We start from the raw sequence: 19,699 nt of genomic DNA, 5'->3' as shown, positions 1-19,699 counted from the left end.
TGGCGAATCCGGGCCACGGTCGCCTGGGGCGCACCTCGCTGGTGCTACCGGGTCATCGTTTGCACCACCGCGGTGCCATTCCGCCTTCCGAGGGCTTTGTGTTCAATCCCCGCCCCGGGGGAATGAACCCGACCCCTTCGAAGGCCTATCCTTCCGGTTTCGCCCACGCTCCGGACCTGCATGCCACCCCTTGCCGGCGTCGCCTCCCTCGACGAAATCCTTGCCGCCGTCCTGCTCGGCATCATCGAGGGCATCACCGAATTCCTGCCGATCTCCAGCACCGGCCACTTGCTGATCGCCGAGCACTGGCTGGGGCACCGCAGCGACCTGTTCAACATCGCCATCCAGGCCGGCGCCATCCTCGCCGTGGTCCTGATCTACCGGCAGCGGCTGTGGGCGCTGGCGGCCGGCTTCCTGGGCCGACGCGTGCAGATGCCGGGTGCCGACGGCGGCCACACCGATGATCCCGCCATGGCGCGCGACTACGGCTTCAAGCTGGCGGCCGCGTTCGGCGTGACCGCCGTCCTGGGCCTGCTGGTCAAGCGCCTGGGCTGGGAACTGGACAACGCCATCGCCCCGATCGCCTGGGCGCTGGTTCTGGGCGGCTTCTGGATGGTCGCCGCCGAGCACCTCGCCGCGCGCCGCGCCCGCACGCTCGGCGAGCGCAGCGAGATCACCTGGCTGGTCGCGGTGCTGGTCGGCGTCGCGCAGGTGGTAGCCGGCGTCTTCCCCGGCACCTCGCGCTCCGCGGCCACGATCTTCGTCGCCCTGCTGTTCGGCACCACCAACCGCGTCGCCGCCACCGAATTCGCCTTCCTCGTCGGCATCCCCACCATGTTCGCCGCGACCGGCTATGAACTCATCGACGTCGTCGCCAGCGGCCAGGCCGCGCACGAGGACTGGACAATCCTCGCCATCGCCTTCGTCGTCTCCGCGATCACCGCCTTCATCGCGGTCAAGTGGCTGCTGCGCTACATCCAGACGCACCGGTTCACCGCGTTTGCGGTGTATCGGGTGGTGTTGGGGGTCGGGCTTTTGGTTTGGCTAGCAACAGGTCGTTAGCCCTAGAACCGGTGCCAATTGTCGCCCTGAAACATCTGCGATCCCAGGTTAATTGTCCCTGACACCTTTTTCCCGTGGTTGCCGGCGGGGTAAAAAGCGGGCGCAAAAAGTGGCACTTTCAGAAACAATAAGACCCGCGGTGCGGGCCTTGTGCGTCACGGGCGCAGGTTAATTGTCCCTGACACCTTTTTCCCGGAATCCTTCACCCCGCCCAAGGTCCACGACTTCACATTGTCCAGCGCGTCGTAGCTGAACCTGTGCCAATTGTCGCCCAGATTAATTGTCCCTAGCACCGTTTTTCTGCGAACCGGCGCCCTGCTGGGCATCCGCGTCGCACAAGCCTTGCCGTGACGCTGGGACCGGTGGTGGCGTCCCTCGGGCTGGCCGCCACGCTGAGTTGAAGCTGTCAGGTTCATTGCCCGGCCTAGCCGCTCGTAACTGGGATGAACGCCGACGCGGCCAACTGAACCTGACCCCTTTCGAGGCCCCGTTCTCTGCCAATGCGAACTCATTCTTCTGAATCGAGCGCCGTCAACTCTAACCATCTCATTTCATTTCACTCGCCGCTTTGAGGCATTTGCACCTTCCTATCTTCCTCATAGAAACGCCAAACAGAACTAATAGAGATCAAGGCTGACAAAGTAGTTCGATACTCCTAACAAGCGATCCATCACGGGTAAATTCGACCCAGCATGAGTCTCCGATGTCGGCAATTCCAGTGGACGACGTTTTTACATAGCTACCAGAACCTCTTGACGCAAGCACGCTCCATTGCGAGCCAACGCAAACACCATTTTTATCACATGCCCTCTTCGTTTTTGCAAAAACTCGAGCAACGGCGCCAGTTTCGTCAAACCCAACTATCACATCACCAAACTCGTGAGTTACCGTAATGAAGCCAATCGACTTGAATGTTCTAAGTGGTTGACCATACTTTCGACCGACACTTTGAATGCTCTCACCTGGATACAGACCTCCTAATGAAAGCCCACCTCCTTTACTCGGGCTCTCTCTTTCGCACGCCTGACTGAAGGCGGTAGCTAGGAGAATTACAGCGAGGAAATGTGATTTAACTTCAAAGCCTTTTCTATTATTCTTCATAGTCATAGTAAACATAATTGGTAGGGTCCAGAGGAGTTCCATTCAATCGCACCTCAAAATGTAGATGAGGAGTCGCGCCAGGCGGGAGATTTCCAGAAATCCCCGTGTAACCGATCACATCGCCTACGCTGACAAGCTCTCCATTTTCACGTGTTGTTCTTGAAAGGTGCGCATAACGGGTCGAAAGCCCATCACCATGATTGATTACTACATAGATGCCGTATCCCCTAGGCTCATTCAAATTTCTTACTCTCCCTGCTCCTGCGGCTTGAACTGGAGTGCCAGGCTCTGCGGCGACATCTACCCCGTGATGAACGCGCGCGCCACCGCTTCGAAGCTTCTTAGAGCCTTCAGGATCGAATCCACCATCGGCAGTAGGTGGTTTGCGCTTGTTTATTGCCCCTTCGACGGGGCGAATTTCGATTCCATTCGGTTTCTTTGGACCATATGCCGGCCCACCGTCGATGGGTCCGATTGTCTTAATAAACAAGTTGCTCGTGTGAGAGCTCATGGACGACCGGTCGCGGCGGAGTCGTTCCTGACGTCCATCAGGATCTAGAAATCGATAGGGATTGTTCGCCGCATACTTGTATCTGTTGAAGTTGATTCCAGAGTTTCCATTCGCAGCGACCGGATCCACGCTCAAGAATCTTCCGATTTGGGGGTCGTAATAGCGCTGCTGCATATAGGTCAGTCCCGTCCCACCATCCATCACATGCCCGGTGTACCCGACGCCACTGTAAGTCGGTTTGCCGACCGCCGCTCCGTAGGGTTCCCAGACGGTGCGTTCCAGCACCCGGCCGGCCTCATTGGTCACTGCAACCGGGCTACCGAGGGCATCTGTGTGCTGGTACTTCGTGGCCAGGATGGCGTTGCTGGGCCAGGCGCGGTCGATGATGGCGACGAGGCTGCCGGCCAGGTAGACCTGCTCGTGGGTCTGGTGGTCCTGGTAGTTGGGCCCGTTCCAGTCGCTCCAGAACAGGGGTTGTCCAGCCTGGCTGTATTGCCAGACGGCGGTCTTGCCATCGTTACGGGTGACCTGCACCCGTCGGCCCAGGGCGTCGTAGCGATACGCTTCCTTGCCCGGCACTGCGCGCAGGCGGTTGCCGAAGTCGAAGACGTGCGCCTGACCATTCTTGTTGGCGAGGTTTCCTTGCACGTCGTAACCAATTCCGACCACCGTTGCACCGGCGGAATTGCGGATGTTGGTCAGTCGATTGCGGGCATCGTAGTCGTAGAAGGCGTAGTCCTTGATGCCGCCCAGTTTCCACGACGTGAGGTTGTCCAGGGCATCGTATGAGAACCGGTGCCAATGGTCGCCCTGGAACATTTGGGAACCGGCCGCGATCAGTCGATCCAGGCCATCGTAATAGAGGTATCGGTGGTCCCCGGGACTACGCCAGTCATAGATGTATTGCACGTTGGCGTTGGGATCGTAGACGTACTGTTGGTCGAGAACCCCATGGCTATCGCTGCTGCGCGCGGGAAGCTGCCGCAGGTTCTGCTGCATGGTGTGGACGATGCCATTCCCATAGGTGAACTGCTTGATGGCGCCGTTGGGGTGATAGCTCACCCCGGTTGCATAGCTGCCAGCGCGCGTGGCCTGGCCCAGGGCATTGGGCGCGTAGTCGATGTACAGGCCGGTCGGGTAGCTCTGCCCGGCCAGGTTCGCATTCCTGTCGTAGGTGTAGTCCAGCCCCCAGGCGTACCACCCGGGTTGAACGAGTCGTTCGCCGATGAGGTGGCGACGAAGGTCATAACTATATTCGTTGTGCACGGGGGCGGCACCGGCATCGTTGCTGGTGACGATCTTCTCGGGCAGCCCGTCGGGCGTGTAGGACCAGGACTGGTCGCCGTTGCCGTCCGGGAAACGGAGGGTCTTGAGGCGATTGCGTGCATCGTATGTTCGATCCACGCGTCGTCCCCACGTATATCCCTCGCTGGAATTGCAGGAAGCGGTGCTCGATAGTTCCTGGTGACCGCTGGCGGACCATGCCAGGTTTCCCGCCTGGTCGTAAGCCATGACCGTGGCGCCCGTTTCCGGCTCGATGCTCTTGCAGAGTCGCTGGTGTACGTCGTACACGTAATGACGCCAAACATCCTTGCTGTAGTCACCATCGTGCCGGCGAAGATGGAGCGGCTTGCCGAAGATGTCCCGTCGTATCTCCGTGTGGCGATCCCCACCCAGCTCGCTGATGCGTAGCGGCTCGTCGTAGGTCGGCTGGTCGAAGGCACGGTGCGTGGTGCGGGTGGCCTGTCCACGCGGGTTGGTGACGGTCACGACGTGGCCCGCCTCGTACGTGGTCGTCGTCGTCAGCACGCCCAGTTCCGAGTCCTGTTCCAGCCTCACGACCCGGCCCAGTGCGTCGTACAGCGTGCGCGTTCCAGACGTTGCCTGCTCTGCGCCGGCGATGGGATAAGTGCGCATGCCCACCCGACCGGCGGCGTCATAGGTGGTCCGACTGCTTCGCATGCTGCCCGAGACGTCGCTGGCATCGTATTCCAGCTCCATGACGGGGCGCCACATCGCGTCGAGGTACACCGCCTTGAGGTAATTTCCTTTCGTGACCGTCTGGCGCCAAAAGCCTGGGAGCACCCCCGGAGGCAACCAATGGCTGTCCGTCAATTGAAGGAATGTTGCCTGCTGCCCGTTCCAAGCCGACTCGTCGCAGGCACCCGCCTGAGTTTCGGATGGATAGAGCACCTGGCTGATTCGACCCATCGCGTCATAGCCGTAGCAGTGCTTCGCGCCGACCTCGTTGGTCACGGACAGGATCCAACCATTGCCGTCGACTTCCGCAGTTTGCACCGTGCCCGCGGGCTGGTCCGCCGTGCCCGGATGGCGGATCAGCTGCGGGATGCCGCGCTTCCATCCGCTGAGCGCCACGACGTTGTTGTTGCCGTCGGCAACCGTCGACAGCGTTCCATCCGGATGATAGGTGAGGCTCTGCAGCAGCTTGCCGAAGCTCCATGAGTGCCTCGGCAGCGCCGAATCCTGCGTGTACTCCGTGCGTGCCGACTCGATCCCGTCAGTGGCCTCGGTCGAGACTTGACCGACCACCCAACTTGCCAGGTTGTCGTGGTACGTCAGGGACTCCGTTTTCACGCTGCCCATGGAGCTGGACTTGACGATCGTCAGCGGTCTCGCCCAGGCATCGAAAGCCGTGATTTCGCGCGTGAATTCCGTTGCCGGTACCACAGCGCCGCTCTCCGTCGTGCTGGGAGAGGCATTCGTCCCCTGGGCCCCCTCCGCAACCCGGTCCGGATCCTTGATGACCATCGGGTCGTCGCATTGGCCGGTTGCCGGGTTGATTTCGCATGGCGGGGGAGACTGGCATTCCGGCGGACAGGGTGGCGGCTCGCACTCTTCCGGTGGGCACGGCGGCGGCGGAGGCGGCGGCGGTGGAGTTGGATCCGGAACCGTCGGATCCGCGATGTAGCCATCCTGCCGGATCACTGTCGCGACCACGGGCAGGTTCAATTCCACGGCGGGATCGTCGCCGACCAGGGAGATGCCGCCGTTGAATTCCGGAAACGGCATCGTTGCCGCCTGTGCCCGCGTCATGTAGCGGCTGCTTTCCGAACGCACGATGCGGGCCTGCCTGTCGCGGTGGTAGGTCGCCAGCAGCCGACCATCGTTGATCCCATACTGGATCCCGAAGCTATGGTCCACGCGCGTGCCATCGGGCTGATGGACGGTGACAGTCTTGCTCACGGGGCCCTCGCCGTAACCGGTGCGCCCGTTACCCACGATTTCGTAGTCGTACTGCCACGAGCTTCCCGGCAGGCCGGCGCCCGATATCCCCTTGCTCACGATCGAGTACACGTCGAAGAATTCCGGCAGCGCCGTTGCGTAGTGGTCCTGACCGGTGGTCAGGTCGCGATAGACCCATTGGCAGAGATCCCCGGGCAGACCGCTACGCCTGTGGCGGATGTGATTGAACTCGAACGTCCCGACGGCCCCGCTGGGATGCGTGGCCCTCAGGGTGAATGCGTCTGGTGCCTCGAATGGCTCGAGGCAGTTCGGCCCGGACGTATTGACATCGGTGTCCGTGTAGTTGGGCTGCAGGGCACCGGTGCTCTCGTATTGCCATTGCGAATGGTCGGGGCGAACCACGCGGCTCAATCCGTTCTGATCGAAGGAATACGTCCACGCAAGGCCCGTATCGGTGGTGGCGACGACTTGGGATCCCTGGTACGACAAGGCAATGGATCGCCCGTCGTTTGCCTCGATCCGGTCGAGACGCCTGTTGCTCCAGTCGTAGCGGACCCAGTTTCCGAAGCGATCCTCCACGCGCCGGAGGACGAGGTAGGACTTGTACCTGGCATGCGGGGTCAGTTGGCTGAAAGTGACAAAGACCCGCTTGTAAAGTGTTTCCGACTGGACGTCCCAACCAATGTCGAAGTAGTACCGGTTGCCTTTGGTGTCGCTTGCGAGGAACCCCTGGCCTGCATATCCATTCGTCGTCGGAATGCAGCTGAACCTGTGGTGCGCGCGCGTCCCCCAGTAATGCGGTCCACCCGTCGATGGCTTGGGGTATTCGGCATCGCTGCCGATCCACAACAACGGCTGGTCGCCTTGCCCCGGCAGGTGCATTTGCACCCCTTGCCAGATTTCCTCTTCCTGGAATCCCGTTGGTACGTAGGGGCGCCATCGCTGACTACAGCGATTCGCCAGGTTCTTGCGATTGTCGTGCCAGTTGTAGGCTGTCAGGTAGGGCACCTCGATGTCCCAGTCGCCCAGACCGCCCAACCCATCGCGGCCCTTTTGCGACTGGACCTTGAAGCGCCGCGCCAGGCGAACCGGCAGCGAACTGTTGCCCGGCAAGTCGATGTCGACGACCGAAAACTCGGTCGAACCGTTGTAGAGGCTGATCGACTCGCCGAACATATCGTCGGAAAGGGGCGCCACCATCTCCGACTTCTGGAGCCGCTTCCCGTATTCCTGGTACGGCATGAGGGGCGCTTGTGCCGGGGCGGCGGTGGGCAGCCAGAGGAGGGCAAGCAGGACGCTTGGGATAATTTCCAGGCGCGGTTTGTTGAAGCCGGGCAATGCGGGGGTGCCAGCGAGCTCGTCACCGGTGCATGGCAGTCGACCGAATGACCTTTTCCGTTTCGACTTGCCGCACGAGGGTGCGACTACGCAATTCAAGAAGGCGTGCAGCCGGTTCCTCCCCGAAACCGCTGGCACGGCAACGCTCCCGCTACCGATGGACTTGCCTCTGTCAGCCGCGGTTCCAACTTGGGCGGATGTCGACTTCGGCGTGACCCGCCATTTCCGGGCCCACGGCTTGGCCCGGGCGCCTGAACGTCCTTGTTCCATTTTCCCCTTCCCTGGTGTGATCCGACGGATCGAATTAAGCCCGGACCTCCCTGTCCGGATGACGGGCGCATCATCCTGCTGCTGCACGCCCGATGGAACCCGCCGTTGGCCGCCGAGGGATGAATGCAAGTCACCGCTGCAACGCGCTGCGGCCGCAAGTCATTGTCCGGAAATGTGACTGCAGTCGCGCGTTAGCGGGATTAGACGAGCGCGCGCCAGTATCGTTGGCCCGGACAAGTCCGCTAACCTTCCTGCGGGGATTTGGTTTGGGGAAACCATGAAGTTCTCGGAACGCATCCGGCTGGCCCGCCGCAACGCGGGTTTTTCGCAGGCCGAGCTGGCCAGGAAAGTGCTGGTCAACCGCAGCGCGGTCAGCCATTGGGAATCGCTGAAGGGCGTGCAGCCGTCGCTGGGGCGGCTGCAGGCGATCGCGGTGGCGACGCAGGTCAACTTCGAATGGCTGGCGACGGGGCGGGGCGAGATGCGCGTGGGCAAGGCGGTGCTGCTCGATACCGTCGCCACGGCGGCTTGCACACTGGTGGACGAGCCGTTGGAGCTGCGCCTGGTCCAGGCATTCCGCGAGGCGCCTGCGCGTGCGCGGCTGTCGCTGGTGGAACTGGCCGAGGAACTGTCACGGCAACGGACCGGGCGGCGGCGCGTCGCGGCCTGAAGCGGTGCGGCCGGATCGATGCACTGGGCAGGCATCCCTGCCCCGCCAGCGTCTTCCCGGGTGCCTTGCACGCCCGGCGCGGGCGGCCTCGACACAGGCCTAGGTCGCTTGCCACCATCCGCGCGCCGCCCATGCGAACCACGCGATCGCGCCCAGCCACACCACCACCACGACGGCCGCTGCCGTCCGGCTGGCGGGTTTGTCGGCCGCCGTGTCCGCCTGCGCCTGGGCGCGCGCGACGACGGAGGCCGGTGTCAGCCGGACCACCAGCATCACGCCCAGCGGCACCAGCACGAGGTCGTCGAGCAGGCCGAGCACGGGAATGAAGTCGGGGATGAGGTCGACGGGACTGAAGGCGTAGGCGGCCACGGCCAGCGCGAGCAGGCGCACGCCCCAGGGCATGCCGGGATCGCGCGCGGCGAACCACACCAGCAAGGCCTGCCGCTTGAGCGCGCGGGCGCGGTCGCGCAGGCGCGCCGGCAGGCTCATGGCACGCGAGGAGAGTGGTTGCCGCCGCTCAGGGATGCGTTTTCGGATCCGGATGCAGGGAGTACGTGCCGTGCGTCGCGGCCTCGGCCAGTACGTGGCCCTGGATGGCCTGGAGCACGTCGGCGCCGGTGAATTTCTCCGGGAGCTCGAGGGTGCCGACATCCAGCGCGAACACGCGGAAGAAGTAGCGGTGGATGCGCAGGTCGTTTGCCGGCGGGTACGGGCCGTCGTAGCCGAAGTAGTCGCCGCCCATGTCGGCGTCGCCGTCGAACCATTGCGTGTAGTCGTTGAGGCCCTGGCGCGCGCCGTCCGGGCCCTTCGGTGCCTGCTTGCCGCCCTTGCTGATGCCGTCGCTGCAGCTGCCGGCGGCGATGTCGGTCACGTCGCGGGGAATGTCCACCATCGCCCAGTGGGTGAAGTGCGTGCGCGGCTGGGCGACGGGGATCTCGACGCCCGCCTTGTTCACCATCGCGCCGTCGGTGGGCACGTCGGTGTCGATGCACAGCAGCGCGAAGGACTTCGTGTCGTCCGGCACGCCTTCCCACGACAGTTGCGGGTTGCGGTTGCCGCCGAAGCCGTCCGGCGTGCCCATGGCGAACTCGGGCGGGATCGGCTTGCCATGCTCGAAACTGCTGCTGTGGATGCGCATCGCGTGACTCCTTGTTGCGTGGTCAGTCCTCGGGATAGCCCAACCGGCGTGCAACCGGCGTCAGGATCGCGAACGCCTCGGCCAGCGGTTCGGCATAGGCGCGCCAGCGGCCGGGCGCGAAATGCTGTGCGCCGAAGGCGCCCGCGGGCGGTTCCGGCAGGGTCGTATTCAAGGCTTCGCCGAGCAGCCGCGCGAGCGCCGGCGGATCGTCCGCCTGCTCGTCGATGCGCAGCAGCCGGTGGCGGATCAGGTCCTGCTCGTGCAGCAGCGCGATGTGGCTGAGCTGGACCAGCAGCCACTGCGCGGCGACGACGGGCGACTCGATGCGGTAGGACATCGGCGCGCCGTAGGCCAGCCATTCCAGCAGCATGTCGCGCGGATCCCGCAATGCGACCATCAGCAGGGCGTGCGGCAGTTGGTCGCGCAGCGCTACCAGCAGCGCGTTGTCCCAGAACGGCAACCAGTCGATGACCTCGCCATCGTCCACGCCGCGCGAGGGCAGTTGCGCACGCCAGCCGTCGACGACGCTCGCGGGATCGATCTCGCCGCTGGCCAGACGGCTCGGCGTATTGAAGTTCTGGAAGGCATCGTCCGGCGCCGCCTGGCCGAAGCGGTCGCCGCGGAACGAAGTGACGCCGCCGGCCAGCACCGCCGCCACGCGCTCGACCATGGAACCGGGAGCCCCGACCAGGAACGCCACCGGGCGGGCATCGCCCGGCACCGGTCCCGGTTCCGGCCATTCCTCGCGCGGAGCGATCGCTTCCGGGAGTTCAAGGCGCGATGCGGCCTGCTCGGCGTTGATCGCCGCCCACAGCGCGGTGGCTTCGGCGACGTTGCCGGCGCGGTCGTGGGCCAGGGCCAGCCAGGTGCGCAGCAGTTGCTTGCCGTCCTCGTTCTGGCTGCGGTCGATCAGGTCCTGGATGTGCGCCACCGCGGCGGCCGGATCGCGGCGCAGCTTCGATTCGACCAGGCGGGACTCGGCCATGCCGTGGCCGGGATCGCGTTCGACCAGGCGCGCTGCCGTGGCATCGGCGTCATCGTCGCGGCCACGGGCGACGTGCTGCGCCATCTGCGCTTCGAGCAAGGCGGTCGAGTCGGGCGATGCCGCCGCCCAGCGCGCCAGCAGGTCCTCGGCCTCGTCGCTGCCGATGGTCTCGAACGCGAGCCGTGCGCGCCACAGGGGGTCGACCTCAGGCGTGGTCGCGAGCGCCGCGTCGAGCGTGTTGCGGGCCTGCTCGTCGTCGCCGTTGCGGCGCCAGGCCTCGACCAGGGCCTGGATCGTGCGCGGGTCGCGCGGCTGCGCGGCCAGCGATTCGCGCAGCAGGGGCAGTGCGTTCTCGTGGCGGCCCGCCATCAGCTCGAGCTCGCCGGCGAAGCGGCGCAGGCCTGGCGTGGCCTGGCGCTCGTCGGCCAGCAGCGGCGCGAGTTCGTCCGCCGCTTCGGCATAACGCCCCTGCCGGCGCAGCAGGTCGGCGATGAGGCCGTGCAGGTTGGTGGCGTCCGGCGTGGTTTCGAGCACGCCGCGGAAGGCCTGCTCGGCGAAGGCGAAGTGCTGCTTGGCCAGGTAGGCGAAGCCCAGGGCGTAGCGCACCTGCGCATCGTCGGGCGCCTGCTCCGAGGCCTTGGCCAGGATCGCCAGCGCGGCATCGGCATCGCCGCGGCGCAGCGCGATCGTGCCTTCGACGGCCGCCAGCCACGGATGGTCGGGCGCGATGCGCGCGGCCAGCCGGGCCACGCGCTCGGCTTCGCCGAGGTCGCCGCGCCCGAGCGCCAGCTGCGCCTGCAGGATGTAGGCGCCGAACTGGTTGGGGTCGAGTTCGACCGACTGCGCCAGCGCGGCCTGCGCGGCGTCCAAGTCACGCGCGTCCAGCAGCAGGCCGGCGCGGGCGAAGTGCAGGTCGGCATCGTCGGGCGCCAGGGTGATCGCCTGCTCCATGCTGGCGCGGGCCGCTTCGGGCTGGTGGGCGGCGCGCTGGGCCATGGCCAGCAGGCGGTGGGCCTGGGCGTCGCCCGGCTCGGCGGCCACGGCGTCGGTGGCGGCGGCGAGCGCCTCGTCGGCGGCGCCGCGACGCAGCGCGTCGAGGATCAGGTCTTGTTGGGGCTGCTGCATGGTGCGGAGGCTGCGGGCGGGCGGAACCCGGAACCGACCATTCTATCCGCTCGTCAGGCAGCCGCTCCCCGCGCCGGCGCGGCGCCGGGCAGCACCGCGGCCAAGCGGTCGGCGACCCAGGCCTCGGCGTAGCTCTCCAGGCGGGCGTTTTGCAGGAAGGCGCAATGCCCGCCCCAGCGTGCGATCTCGAGGTGCGCGGCCGGCGGCAGTTCCAGGGCGAGGAAATCGGAGACCGGGATGACCGGATCGTCCTCGCTCATCAGCAGGTCCGCCGGCACGTCGAGCGTCGCCAGCCGCTCGCGCGCGATGGTGTAGCCGTCGAAGTACTGGTCGAGGCTGCCGAAGTCGGTGTGGCGCTGCACCAGCCAGTCGGTCAGTTCGCGCATGCGCAGCTTGAGCGTGGCGTCGTCGAAATCGTGCTGTTGCGGGAACAGCTTGCGCTTGCGCAGCAGGGAGTCGCGCCACTTGCGCTCGAAGTAGTGCATGTACAGCGGGAACCCCCGCTCCATCTGCAGCATGGTGCGGGCCGGGTCGAGCACCGGGCATACCGCCGCCACGCGCGCCAATGGCAACCCGGCGGCCGGCGCGCGCAGGGCCAGGCGCAGCGCGAAGTTGCCGCCCAGCGAATACCCGGCGGCGACCATCGGCAGGTTGCCGTCGTCGCCGCCGGGCAGGAAGCGGCGGCGGACGTCGAGCGCGGCATGCACCACCTCCTCGATGCGGTTGGAGTGGAACAGGTCCTCGTTGAGGTGGTGGCTGTCGCCGTGGTCGCGGAAGTTGAGGCGGAACACGTCGAACCCGCGCTGCAACAGCCGCGTCGCGGTCAGGCGCATGTAGCTGGATTCGGCGCTGCCTTCCCACCCATGCAGCAGCAGCGCCAGGCCGCCCGCCTCGCGGCCCGGCAGGTGGCTGTGCAAGCCGTGCAGGCGGATGCCGTCGCCGCCGTCGACCACGTGCCCGGTGGTTTCCGCCGCGCTGGCCGCCAGCAGGCGCGCGCCGCGACGCCGGCGCATGGGGCTGCTGCCCAGCACCGATTGCACGTGGGGATTGCGCAGCCAGCGCGGCGGCGCGTAGGGACTGCCGCGCCGGCTCACGTGGCGGACATGGCGCGGACGATGCGGTCGCGGGCGGTTTCCGCGATGCGGCGGCGCCCGCTCGAATCGCCCGGCGCGATCGGATCCAGGAAGACCACTTCCGCCACCCGGCCCGGCTCGCCGAGCAGGCGCAGGAAGTTCTGCAGGAAGTTCTCCTTCGCGGTGAACGCCACCACCGCCTGCGCGGAGCCGCCTTCCCCGTAGCGCAGCGCGACCGGCTGCACCGGGGCGCCGGCCTCCACCGCCGCCAGGAAGATCCGCGCGTGGAAGGGTCCGACGGCGTGGCCGTCGCGCGTGCGCCCCTCCGGGAACACGCCCACCGAGCGCCCGGCGCGGAGCCGGGCCATCATCTCGTGCAACACGCCGCCCAGGGATTCCTGGCTGCCGCGCTGGTGGAAGATGGTTTCGCCGCGCGCGGCCATCCAGCCGACCACCGGCCAGCCGGCGATCTCGCGCTTGGCGACGAAGCCCATCATCCGCTGGCTGTGCAGCAGCACGATGTCGACCCAGCTGACGTGGTTGGCCACGAACATGGTCGCGCCGGGCATCGGCGAGCCGATGCGACGAAGCCGGAACCCGAACACATGCATCAGGCCGGCCGACCAGGCGCGGATGACGCGATGGTCCACGCGTTCGCCGCCGACCACCAGCGAAGCCGTCAACGGCGTGATCGCGAGCATGGCCAGGGGCAGGTGGACCAGCAGGTGCCAGAGCAGCATCGGCACCCGGTAGGCGTAGCGCCAGGCGCGCAGCCAGCCGGGGGAGGCCGGCGGTTCGGCGCCTTGATTGGCGGGGGGAGGCGTGGTCATCGGTTCGTCGGCATCTCGCGCCGGCCTGCGCCGGACGGATCGAGCGGACATTCTAGGGCCAGTCCGCGAAATGGCCGGCCCGCGCCCCAAGGTTGGGTCAGGATTGCGCCGACCGGTCCCCGCCCCGGGTCGGGACCACGGCCAGCGTGAGCCGCGAGACGCACACCAGCGCCCCCGCGTCGTCCTCGATCCGGATTTCCCAGACCTGGGTGCTGCGACCGACATGCAAGGCACGCGCCGTGCCGGTGACCACCCCGTCGCGGACGCCGCGGACGTGGTTGGCGTTGATCTCGATGCCGACGCAACGCTCGCCCGGTTGCACGCGGAGGTTGCCGCCGGTACTGCCGAGGGTTTCGGCCAGCAGCACGGACGCGCCGCCGTGCAGGAGGCCGTAGGGCTGGCGCGTGCGGGCATCCACCGGCATGGTCGCGCACAGGAAGTCGGCGCCGATCCGGGTGAATTCAATCCCCAGCGATTCGATCGCGGTGCCGCGCGACAGCGCGTTGAGCGCCTCGGGCGAGATGCAGGATTCCGGGGGTGTCGAAGTCGGGGTCTGCGCCATCACGGCCTGCCTTGGGAAAGGCGCCAGCTTAGGGCGAGAGGGGCGGGTCAGGCGAGTCGAATCGCCGTGGCGACGCGACACGCGTCACGCGGGCCGGAAAAGAAAGGGCCGCATGGCGGGGCCATGCGGCCAGGAGGAGAGAACCAGGGTTGACGGACGACCACCGCATGGGTGGTTCAACCGCACTGGAAGCGGGACGTATTCCAGTTGCTGGCGTAGCGGCGGTTGCTGACGTAGCCGCTGCTGTTGCCGTAGCCGATGCCGAAATCGCGGACGCGCGGCTCGGGGCGGGCCGGGGCCAGGACCTGCGAGCTGGGGCTTTTGCGATCGCTGCGGACGGTGGTCTGGATGCTGGGGATGGCATACATGGTGGACTCCTGCGGTGGGTTTGTGACTTGGTGTGCTGGTAGACTACAACACCACCACAAAAGCGCATGGGCCGGAAGTCACCCCACTGAGGTCACGCATGCAACGTGCTGATTTCCTGGCGGATTTTCCGCAGCCAGACCGGATCCCCGGCTACAGGATCGGCGCCAGGCCGCCGCCGAACCCCGTAAAAATGCGGGTCAACAGCGCCTTCAGGCTGAGGTTGACCTCGGGGAAGTCGCCCACCGGCTCGTAGCAGGCCCGGAACCCGGGATCGCGGGGGGACAGCGGCACCGGGCACTCGGGACCGGGCCGGAATTCGTAGCTGGTGGCGTAGCGCACTGGCCACAGGTCGAAGATCGGCAGGTGCTCGGAGATCTTGGCCAGCGAGTATTCCAGGCCCGAGAACACCGGCGGCTTGTCCCGGCGCGCGATGGTCCAGGCGTTGTCGGGCTGGATGTCGCGGCGGATGCTGCCGGCCAGTTCCCGCGCGAACCGTTCGTCCTCGATCACCACCGCCGATTCGGTGTTGTAGTTGTCGCCGCGCGGATCGAAGTTGTGGGTGCCGACCACGCCCACGCGCTCGTCGACCACCAGCGACTTGGCATGCAGGCCGAAGCGCACGCCGCCGCGCGCCAACGGCACCGGGTCGTTCGACCCGGCGACCGACCAGCGCAACGCCGAATACTCGCGTCCCAGCGGACGCACGACGTCCGCGCCAGCCGCGGGCACCGCCTCGCCCGGGCGGGCGACGTCCACGGTGCCGGTGGCGTCGACGTCGATCGGGGCGTCCTGCGGGAACGGCTTGAACTCGTGGATCTCGAACCCGAAGTCGCGCAGGTAGCGGCGCTTGTACTTGTAGGCCACGGCGTAGGTGATGAAGGCATCGGTCGCCGCCAGGCTGTTGGTGGAGACGATGATGCGCGGGGAATCCTCGCGCTGCTGCAGCTCGCGGAACAGGTCCTGCGCGGCGGGCGAGAGCACCAGGTACGGGGTCTGCAGGAGGACCTCCCGCCTCGCCGACTCGATCAGCTCGCGCAGCCCGTGCGTCGAAGGGGCCACGCCCTCGTAGCTGCGGCGGTGCTTCTCCGGCGGGTCGGCGATGAAGTCGACCGCGCCCACCGGCAGTGCGCGCGCGGTCAGGCGCTCGTCGACCAGCGCGGCATCGTCGGCGTCGCGCGAGATCCGGGCGACCCGCTCGGGATGTTCGAAATTGCCGTGCTCCACGGTGGGCACGCCGTCGCGCAGGAGCCGGCGGCCGACGTCGGTGAGCTGCTCGACCGGACGGGCGAGCCGCGCGTTCCAGTACTCCTCGAAACTCGCGTCCATCGCCGCGACCTCGGGTCCGGCGACCAGCAGGTCCCGGTCGCGGAAGTTGTACTCCGGGTCCCAGTCGTAGTACCCGTTCTGGTAGTTGCGGCCGCCGGTGACCCCGACCACCCCATCGACCAGCAGCAACTTGTTGTGCATGCGCTGGTTGAGCTTTCGCCAGCAGCACGCGGCCGCCAGCACGTATTGCGGGTAACTGATCCGCGCGCGGCCCAACACCGGGTTGTAGATGCGCATCTGGAAATTGACGTGCGCGCCCGCAAGCGAAGCCAGGGTGTCGACGCGCTTGAGCGCCGACAACTGGTCCACCAGCACGCGCACCTGGACCCCGCGCCCGGCCGCCGCCAGCAGTTCGTCCATGAACAGGTGGCCGGCATCGTCCTCGTCGAAGATGTAGGTCTGCACGTCGATGCTGCGCGTGGCGCTGCGGATCAGGTTGAGTCGGGCGAGCAGCGCGTCCTGGCCGTAATCGAGCAGCAGCGCGTAGTGCCGCGGTGCCTGCGCCTCGCTCTCGGCCAGCGCGCGGGAACCGAGCGAACGCAGCGACGAGGGCTGGGCGCAGGCGAACGCGGCCTCGCAGGACACCACCGTGGCGCGCGCGTCGGCGGCGATGCGCGCCGCCTGTTCGCGCTGCGCGTCGGACAGGGTGGCGCAGGCGCTGCCGGCCAGTGCAAGGACAACGATGCCCGCACGCAGCACTGCGTTCACTCCGCGAGGCCCTCGACGGGCTCATGCGTGCGCAATCGCAGCGAGAAGCGGATGCGGTCGGCGATCGCGAAGCTCCAGCGGTCCATCCCGTAGTCGCTGCGGCGCACCGTGCCGTGCGCGACGGCGTCGCAGTCGACGCCGGGGCGCGCGCAGCCGGCCGGTTCGACGGTGAAGGTTTCGCGCCGCTCCACGCCGCGGATCCGCAGCTGGCCCGCCAGCGGGCCGCCGGCGCGAACCAGGGACTCGGCATAGGGTTGGGAGACGAAACTGAGCTCGGGGTGCCGCGCGGCATCGAAGAAGCCCTCGCCGCGCGCGATGCGCGAATAGGTCGGGAAGCCGACGATCTCCATGTCGCGGACCGAAAGCACGAGGCTCACCTGTCGCCGCCCATCGGGCAACACGGCGATGGCGCCGCCACGCACCGCGAACCGCCCTTCCAGGGCCTGGCCCCAGCGCGTCTTGAGCTCGAACCCCACCCGCGACTGCCCGGGGTCGATCGCGGCGGCGCGCACGGCGCCCGACGCGGCTTGCGCGCCCACCGCCACCGCACAGATTCCCGCCAGGGCGAACGCCGCTAGCCGGTTCACGGCCACCAGAATTCGGACAGGGTGGCCACGCCGGGCTCGATCACGGCATCGGCCGGCAAGCGCAGGACCGCGACCCCGCCCGGCGGCATGCCGCGGTAGTCGCCGGACTGGCCGCTGTGCATCAGCGCCGCCAGCCGCTCCAGGCCCGGGTTGTGGCCGACCAGCAACAGGCGTTCGGCGTCGCGGTGCTGGTCCACGAGACCGGCCAGCGTGCCCGCCGACGCTTCGTAGATGGCGGCTTCCTCCTTGCGTTCGACCTCGCCGATCACCGCCAGCACCGCGTCCAGGGTCTCCCGCGTCCGCCGCGCCGGCGAGCAAAGGGCGCGGTCGGGGACCAGCCCCTTTTCCTTCAGCCAGCGGCCGGCGGCCTCGGCTTCCTTGCGGCCTTCATCGGACAGCGAGCGGTCGACGTCGGCGGTCCCGGCGGCCTGGCCGGCGTGGGCGTGGCGGAGCAGGATGAGGTCGCGCATCAGGCTTTCTTCAGCCAGCGCAGCAGTGGCTTCCAGTCGTCCTGGTGCTCGCGGACCTGGGCGGAGTGGTAGTCGAACAGGCTCTTCCCGAGGCCCACGAGCATCACGTAGGCCTGGCTGTCGCGCAATTGCGCCACCACCGGGTAGGGCCATTGCCCGAGCAGGTCCAGCGCCTGCCTGGAGGCGTTGGTCCACGGCTTGAGCTTGTTGCCGACCAGGCCGACCCGGAGGTCGCCGCGGCGGATGCGCGGGTGCCTGGACAGCGAGTTCAGGAACGGCACGGTGGCCTCGATGTCCAGCGCCGACGGCAGGATCGGCACCACCAGGGCGTCGGCATGTTCGAGCCAGGTGGCCAGCGAGTCGCCCATCGCCCCCGCGGGCGCGTCGATGACGATGCGGTCGGCGCCGTCGGGCACCGATTTCCAGGCGGTCTTGTGGCGGCTGCTGCCGTCGATGGGCAGGACCGCGCTGTCCAGGGACGCGCGGCGCTCGCACCAGCGGGTCGAGGAGCCTTGCGGGTCGGCGTCGATCAGCACCGTGCCCTGGCCAGACAGCGCGGATTGCGCCGCCAGGTGGGTGGCGATCGTGGTCTTGCCCACGCCGCCCTTGGAACTGGCCACCAGCACGGTCTTCATCGACATCCTCCGGTCTTCGCCACGACGATCCCGGAGGGTACACCGGGCCGGTGGAGGCTGCGACAACGGCGGTCGGGCGTGGCGGTCTGCTATGTTCGCCGGCCACGGGCACCGCACCATCCCATGAGCGAACTGCAGGACCTGGCCGCGCTGATCCGCGCCGATACGCCGCTGATCGTGATCGAGACGCCCGACGAGGCGCGCATCGTCGAGTTGTTCCGCCAGTCGCTGCTGCACGTCTGGCGGGCGCTGTACCGCTGGTCGATCACGGAAGGCCTGCGCCGCATCGACCTGGACCGCGAGGATCCCTCGGAGGTCGCACCCGACGCCAGCACCACCCTGGCCGAGATCCGCGACGCCGACCAGCGCGGCGTGTACCTGTTGCTCGACTTCCACCCCTACCTGGGCTACGCCAGCACCCAGCGCCAGCTGCGCGACCTCATCCAGCGCCGCGATTGCCAGCCACACACCCTGGTGCTGGTGGGCCACGGCATCGAACTACCCGCCGACCTCGAGGCGCTGTGCGTGCGCTTCACGCCGCGGTTGCCCGACGCGCAGGCGCTGCTGAAACTGGTGCGGGACGAAGCACGCGCCTATGCCACCGAACACGGCGGCAAGCGCGTCGAGGCCGACGACACGGCGGTCGCGCAGATCGTGCGCAACCTGCAGGGCATGAGCCTGACCGACGCCCGCCGCATCGCCCGCCACCTGATCTTCAGCGACGGCGTGCTCGACGCCGACGACCTGCCCGAACTGGCCCGGCTCAAGTTCGAACTGCTCAACCGCAGCGGCCACCTGCACTACGAATACGACACCGCGCGCTTCGCCGACGTCGCCGGCGCGGCGCGGCTGAAGCGCTGGATCGAACAGCGCCGGCGGGTGTTCGTCGAAGGCGACGCCCCGCCCGGCCTCGACCCGCCCAAGGGCGTGTTGCTGCTGGGCGTGCAGGGCTGCGGCAAGTCGCTGCTCGCCAAGTCGATCGCCGGCGGCTTCGGCGTGCCGCTGGTGCGGCTGGACTTCGGCACCCTGTACGCCAAGTACCACGGCGAAACCGAGAAGAACCTGCGCGCTGCGCTGGCCTCGACCGAGCAGATCGCGCCCTGCGTGCTGTGGATCGACGAGATCGAGAAGGGCCTGGCCAGCGGCGGCACCGACACCGACGGCGGCGTCTCGCGCCGGGTGCTGGGTTACCTGCTGACCTGGATGTCCGAACGCAAGTCGAAGGTGTTCCTGGTCGCCACCGCCAACCAGGTCCACGAACTGCCGCCGGAACTGCTGCGCAAGGGTCGCTTCGACGAGATCTTCTTCGTCGACCTGCCCGATGCCGCGACGCGTCGCGAGGTGTTCGACCTGCACCTCCGCAAGCGCGACCTGCATCCGGCGAGGTTCGACCTCGACACCTTGGCCCACGACAGCGAAGGCTTCTCGGGTGCCGAGATCGAACAGGCGATCGTCGCCGGGCTGTACGCGGCGCATGCGGAGGACGCGCCGCTGTCCGAGGCGACGCTGCGGGCCGAACTCCGCCAGGCGCGGCCGCTGTCGGTGCTGATGGCCGAGCAGGTCGACGCGCTTCGCCGCTGGGCCAGCGCACGCACGGTGCCGGCGGACTGACGGACCGTTTCACGTGAGCAGCCGCTCCTCCGAGCGAGCGGCCACGGATTCGACTTGAAAGAATCGTCAGAACGACGATTCGACGCATGCTGGCCGGCGCGCCTCCGGCAGCGCCATGCACGTG

16 protein-coding genes are annotated in these 19,699 nt (G+C 67.3%); 3 read left to right on the top strand and 13 right to left on the bottom strand.

The genetic code is table 11. The features are described 5' to 3' along the window. Positions 1-180: 180 nt before the first annotated feature. Entirely contained in the window at positions 181-1,062 is an 882-nt protein-coding gene (locus tag ABD970_RS03250) for an undecaprenyl-diphosphate phosphatase (RefSeq protein WP_345294057.1), read from the top strand. 627 nt (positions 1,063-1,689) lie between these two features. Here ABD970_RS03250 and ABD970_RS03245 read toward each other — a convergent pair. Together ABD970_RS03245 and ABD970_RS12495 are read right to left on the bottom strand one after the other, a co-directional pair. After that, positions 1,690-2,163, bottom strand: a complete 474-nt coding sequence (locus tag ABD970_RS03245) for a hypothetical protein (RefSeq protein ID WP_345294056.1) — start codon at positions 2,161-2,163, stop codon at positions 1,690-1,692. Then, positions 2,153-7,216: a peptidoglycan DD-metalloendopeptidase family protein gene (locus tag ABD970_RS12495; RefSeq protein ID WP_345294055.1), complete on the bottom strand. Its 5,064-nt coding sequence runs from the start codon at positions 7,214-7,216 to the stop codon at positions 2,153-2,155. Before ABD970_RS12495 ends, ABD970_RS03245 begins: the two co-directional genes overlap by 11 nt. Before the next feature lie 547 nt (positions 7,217-7,763). Here ABD970_RS12495 and ABD970_RS03235 point away from each other — a divergent pair. Further along, the gene (locus ABD970_RS03235; RefSeq protein WP_345294054.1) at positions 7,764-8,156 is read left to right on the top strand and encodes a helix-turn-helix domain-containing protein; all 393 of its coding nucleotides are present in this window, start codon (positions 7,764-7,766) and stop codon (positions 8,154-8,156) included. Between the two features lie 99 nt (positions 8,157-8,255). Here the strand turns inward: ABD970_RS03235 and ABD970_RS03230 are convergent, their stop codons facing one another. The 11 genes from ABD970_RS03230 to ABD970_RS03180 all read right to left on the bottom strand — a co-directional run bounded on the left by ABD970_RS03230 (position 8,256) and on the right by ABD970_RS03180 (position 17,964). Continuing rightward, the gene (locus ABD970_RS03230; protein ID WP_345294053.1) at positions 8,256-8,645 is read right to left on the bottom strand and encodes a DUF1232 domain-containing protein; all 390 of its coding nucleotides are present in this window, start codon (positions 8,643-8,645) and stop codon (positions 8,256-8,258) included. A gap of 28 nt (positions 8,646-8,673) precedes the next feature. Beyond that, on the bottom strand, positions 8,674-9,294 hold the full coding sequence (locus ABD970_RS03225; RefSeq protein WP_345294052.1) for a YbhB/YbcL family Raf kinase inhibitor-like protein: 621 nt from the start codon (positions 9,292-9,294) through the stop codon (positions 8,674-8,676). Positions 9,295-9,316: 22 nt separating this feature from the next. Continuing rightward, complete coding sequence (locus ABD970_RS03220) at positions 9,317-11,404, bottom strand: tetratricopeptide repeat protein (RefSeq protein ID WP_345294051.1); 2,088 nt, start codon at positions 11,402-11,404, stop codon at positions 9,317-9,319. A 53-nt stretch (positions 11,405-11,457) separates the two neighbouring features. Then, the gene (locus tag ABD970_RS03215) at positions 11,458-12,498 is read right to left on the bottom strand and encodes a YheT family hydrolase (protein WP_345294050.1); all 1,041 of its coding nucleotides are present in this window, start codon (positions 12,496-12,498) and stop codon (positions 11,458-11,460) included. Beyond that, positions 12,495-13,307: a lysophospholipid acyltransferase family protein gene (locus tag ABD970_RS03210; RefSeq protein ID WP_345294049.1), complete on the bottom strand. Its 813-nt coding sequence runs from the start codon at positions 13,305-13,307 to the stop codon at positions 12,495-12,497. The genes ABD970_RS03215 and ABD970_RS03210 overlap by 4 nt, the downstream gene beginning before the upstream one ends. A gap of 97 nt (positions 13,308-13,404) precedes the next feature. Then, positions 13,405-13,869, bottom strand: coding sequence for a hotdog fold thioesterase (locus tag ABD970_RS03205; RefSeq protein WP_345294048.1), 465 nt, complete (start codon positions 13,867-13,869; stop codon positions 13,405-13,407). A gap of 176 nt (positions 13,870-14,045) precedes the next feature. Then, entirely contained in the window at positions 14,046-14,237 is a 192-nt protein-coding gene (locus tag ABD970_RS03200) for a hypothetical protein (protein WP_345294047.1), read from the bottom strand. Positions 14,238-14,388: 151 nt separating this feature from the next. Further along, complete coding sequence (locus tag ABD970_RS03195) at positions 14,389-16,272, bottom strand: phospholipase D family protein (protein ID WP_345294046.1); 1,884 nt, start codon at positions 16,270-16,272, stop codon at positions 14,389-14,391. Continuing rightward, positions 16,269-16,859: a YceI family protein gene (locus ABD970_RS03190; RefSeq protein ID WP_345294045.1), complete on the bottom strand. Its 591-nt coding sequence runs from the start codon at positions 16,857-16,859 to the stop codon at positions 16,269-16,271. Before ABD970_RS03190 ends, ABD970_RS03195 begins: the two co-directional genes overlap by 4 nt. After that, positions 16,856-17,329 carry a SixA phosphatase family protein gene (locus ABD970_RS03185; protein ID WP_345294044.1) on the bottom strand — a complete coding sequence of 158 codons (474 nt, stop codon included), beginning with the start codon at positions 17,327-17,329 and terminating at the stop codon, positions 16,856-16,858. Before ABD970_RS03185 ends, ABD970_RS03190 begins: the two co-directional genes overlap by 4 nt. Next, positions 17,329-17,964 carry a nucleotide-binding protein gene (locus ABD970_RS03180; RefSeq protein ID WP_345294043.1) on the bottom strand — a complete coding sequence of 212 codons (636 nt, stop codon included), beginning with the start codon at positions 17,962-17,964 and terminating at the stop codon, positions 17,329-17,331. Before ABD970_RS03180 ends, ABD970_RS03185 begins: the two co-directional genes overlap by 1 nt. Positions 17,965-18,087: 123 nt before the next feature. Between ABD970_RS03180 and ABD970_RS03175 the strand changes: the two genes are divergently transcribed. Then, positions 18,088-19,575 (top strand): AAA family ATPase, encoded by a 1,488-nt coding sequence (locus tag ABD970_RS03175; protein ID WP_345294042.1) that lies wholly within the window; start codon positions 18,088-18,090, stop codon positions 19,573-19,575. Positions 19,576-19,699: the final 124 nt, after the last annotated feature.

The sequence above is a fragment of the Luteimonas vadosa genome, from assembly GCF_039543545.1.
Classification (GTDB): Bacteria; Pseudomonadota; Gammaproteobacteria; order Xanthomonadales; family Xanthomonadaceae; genus Luteimonas; species Luteimonas vadosa.
This window is presented reverse-complemented; position numbering and strand designations above follow the sequence as displayed.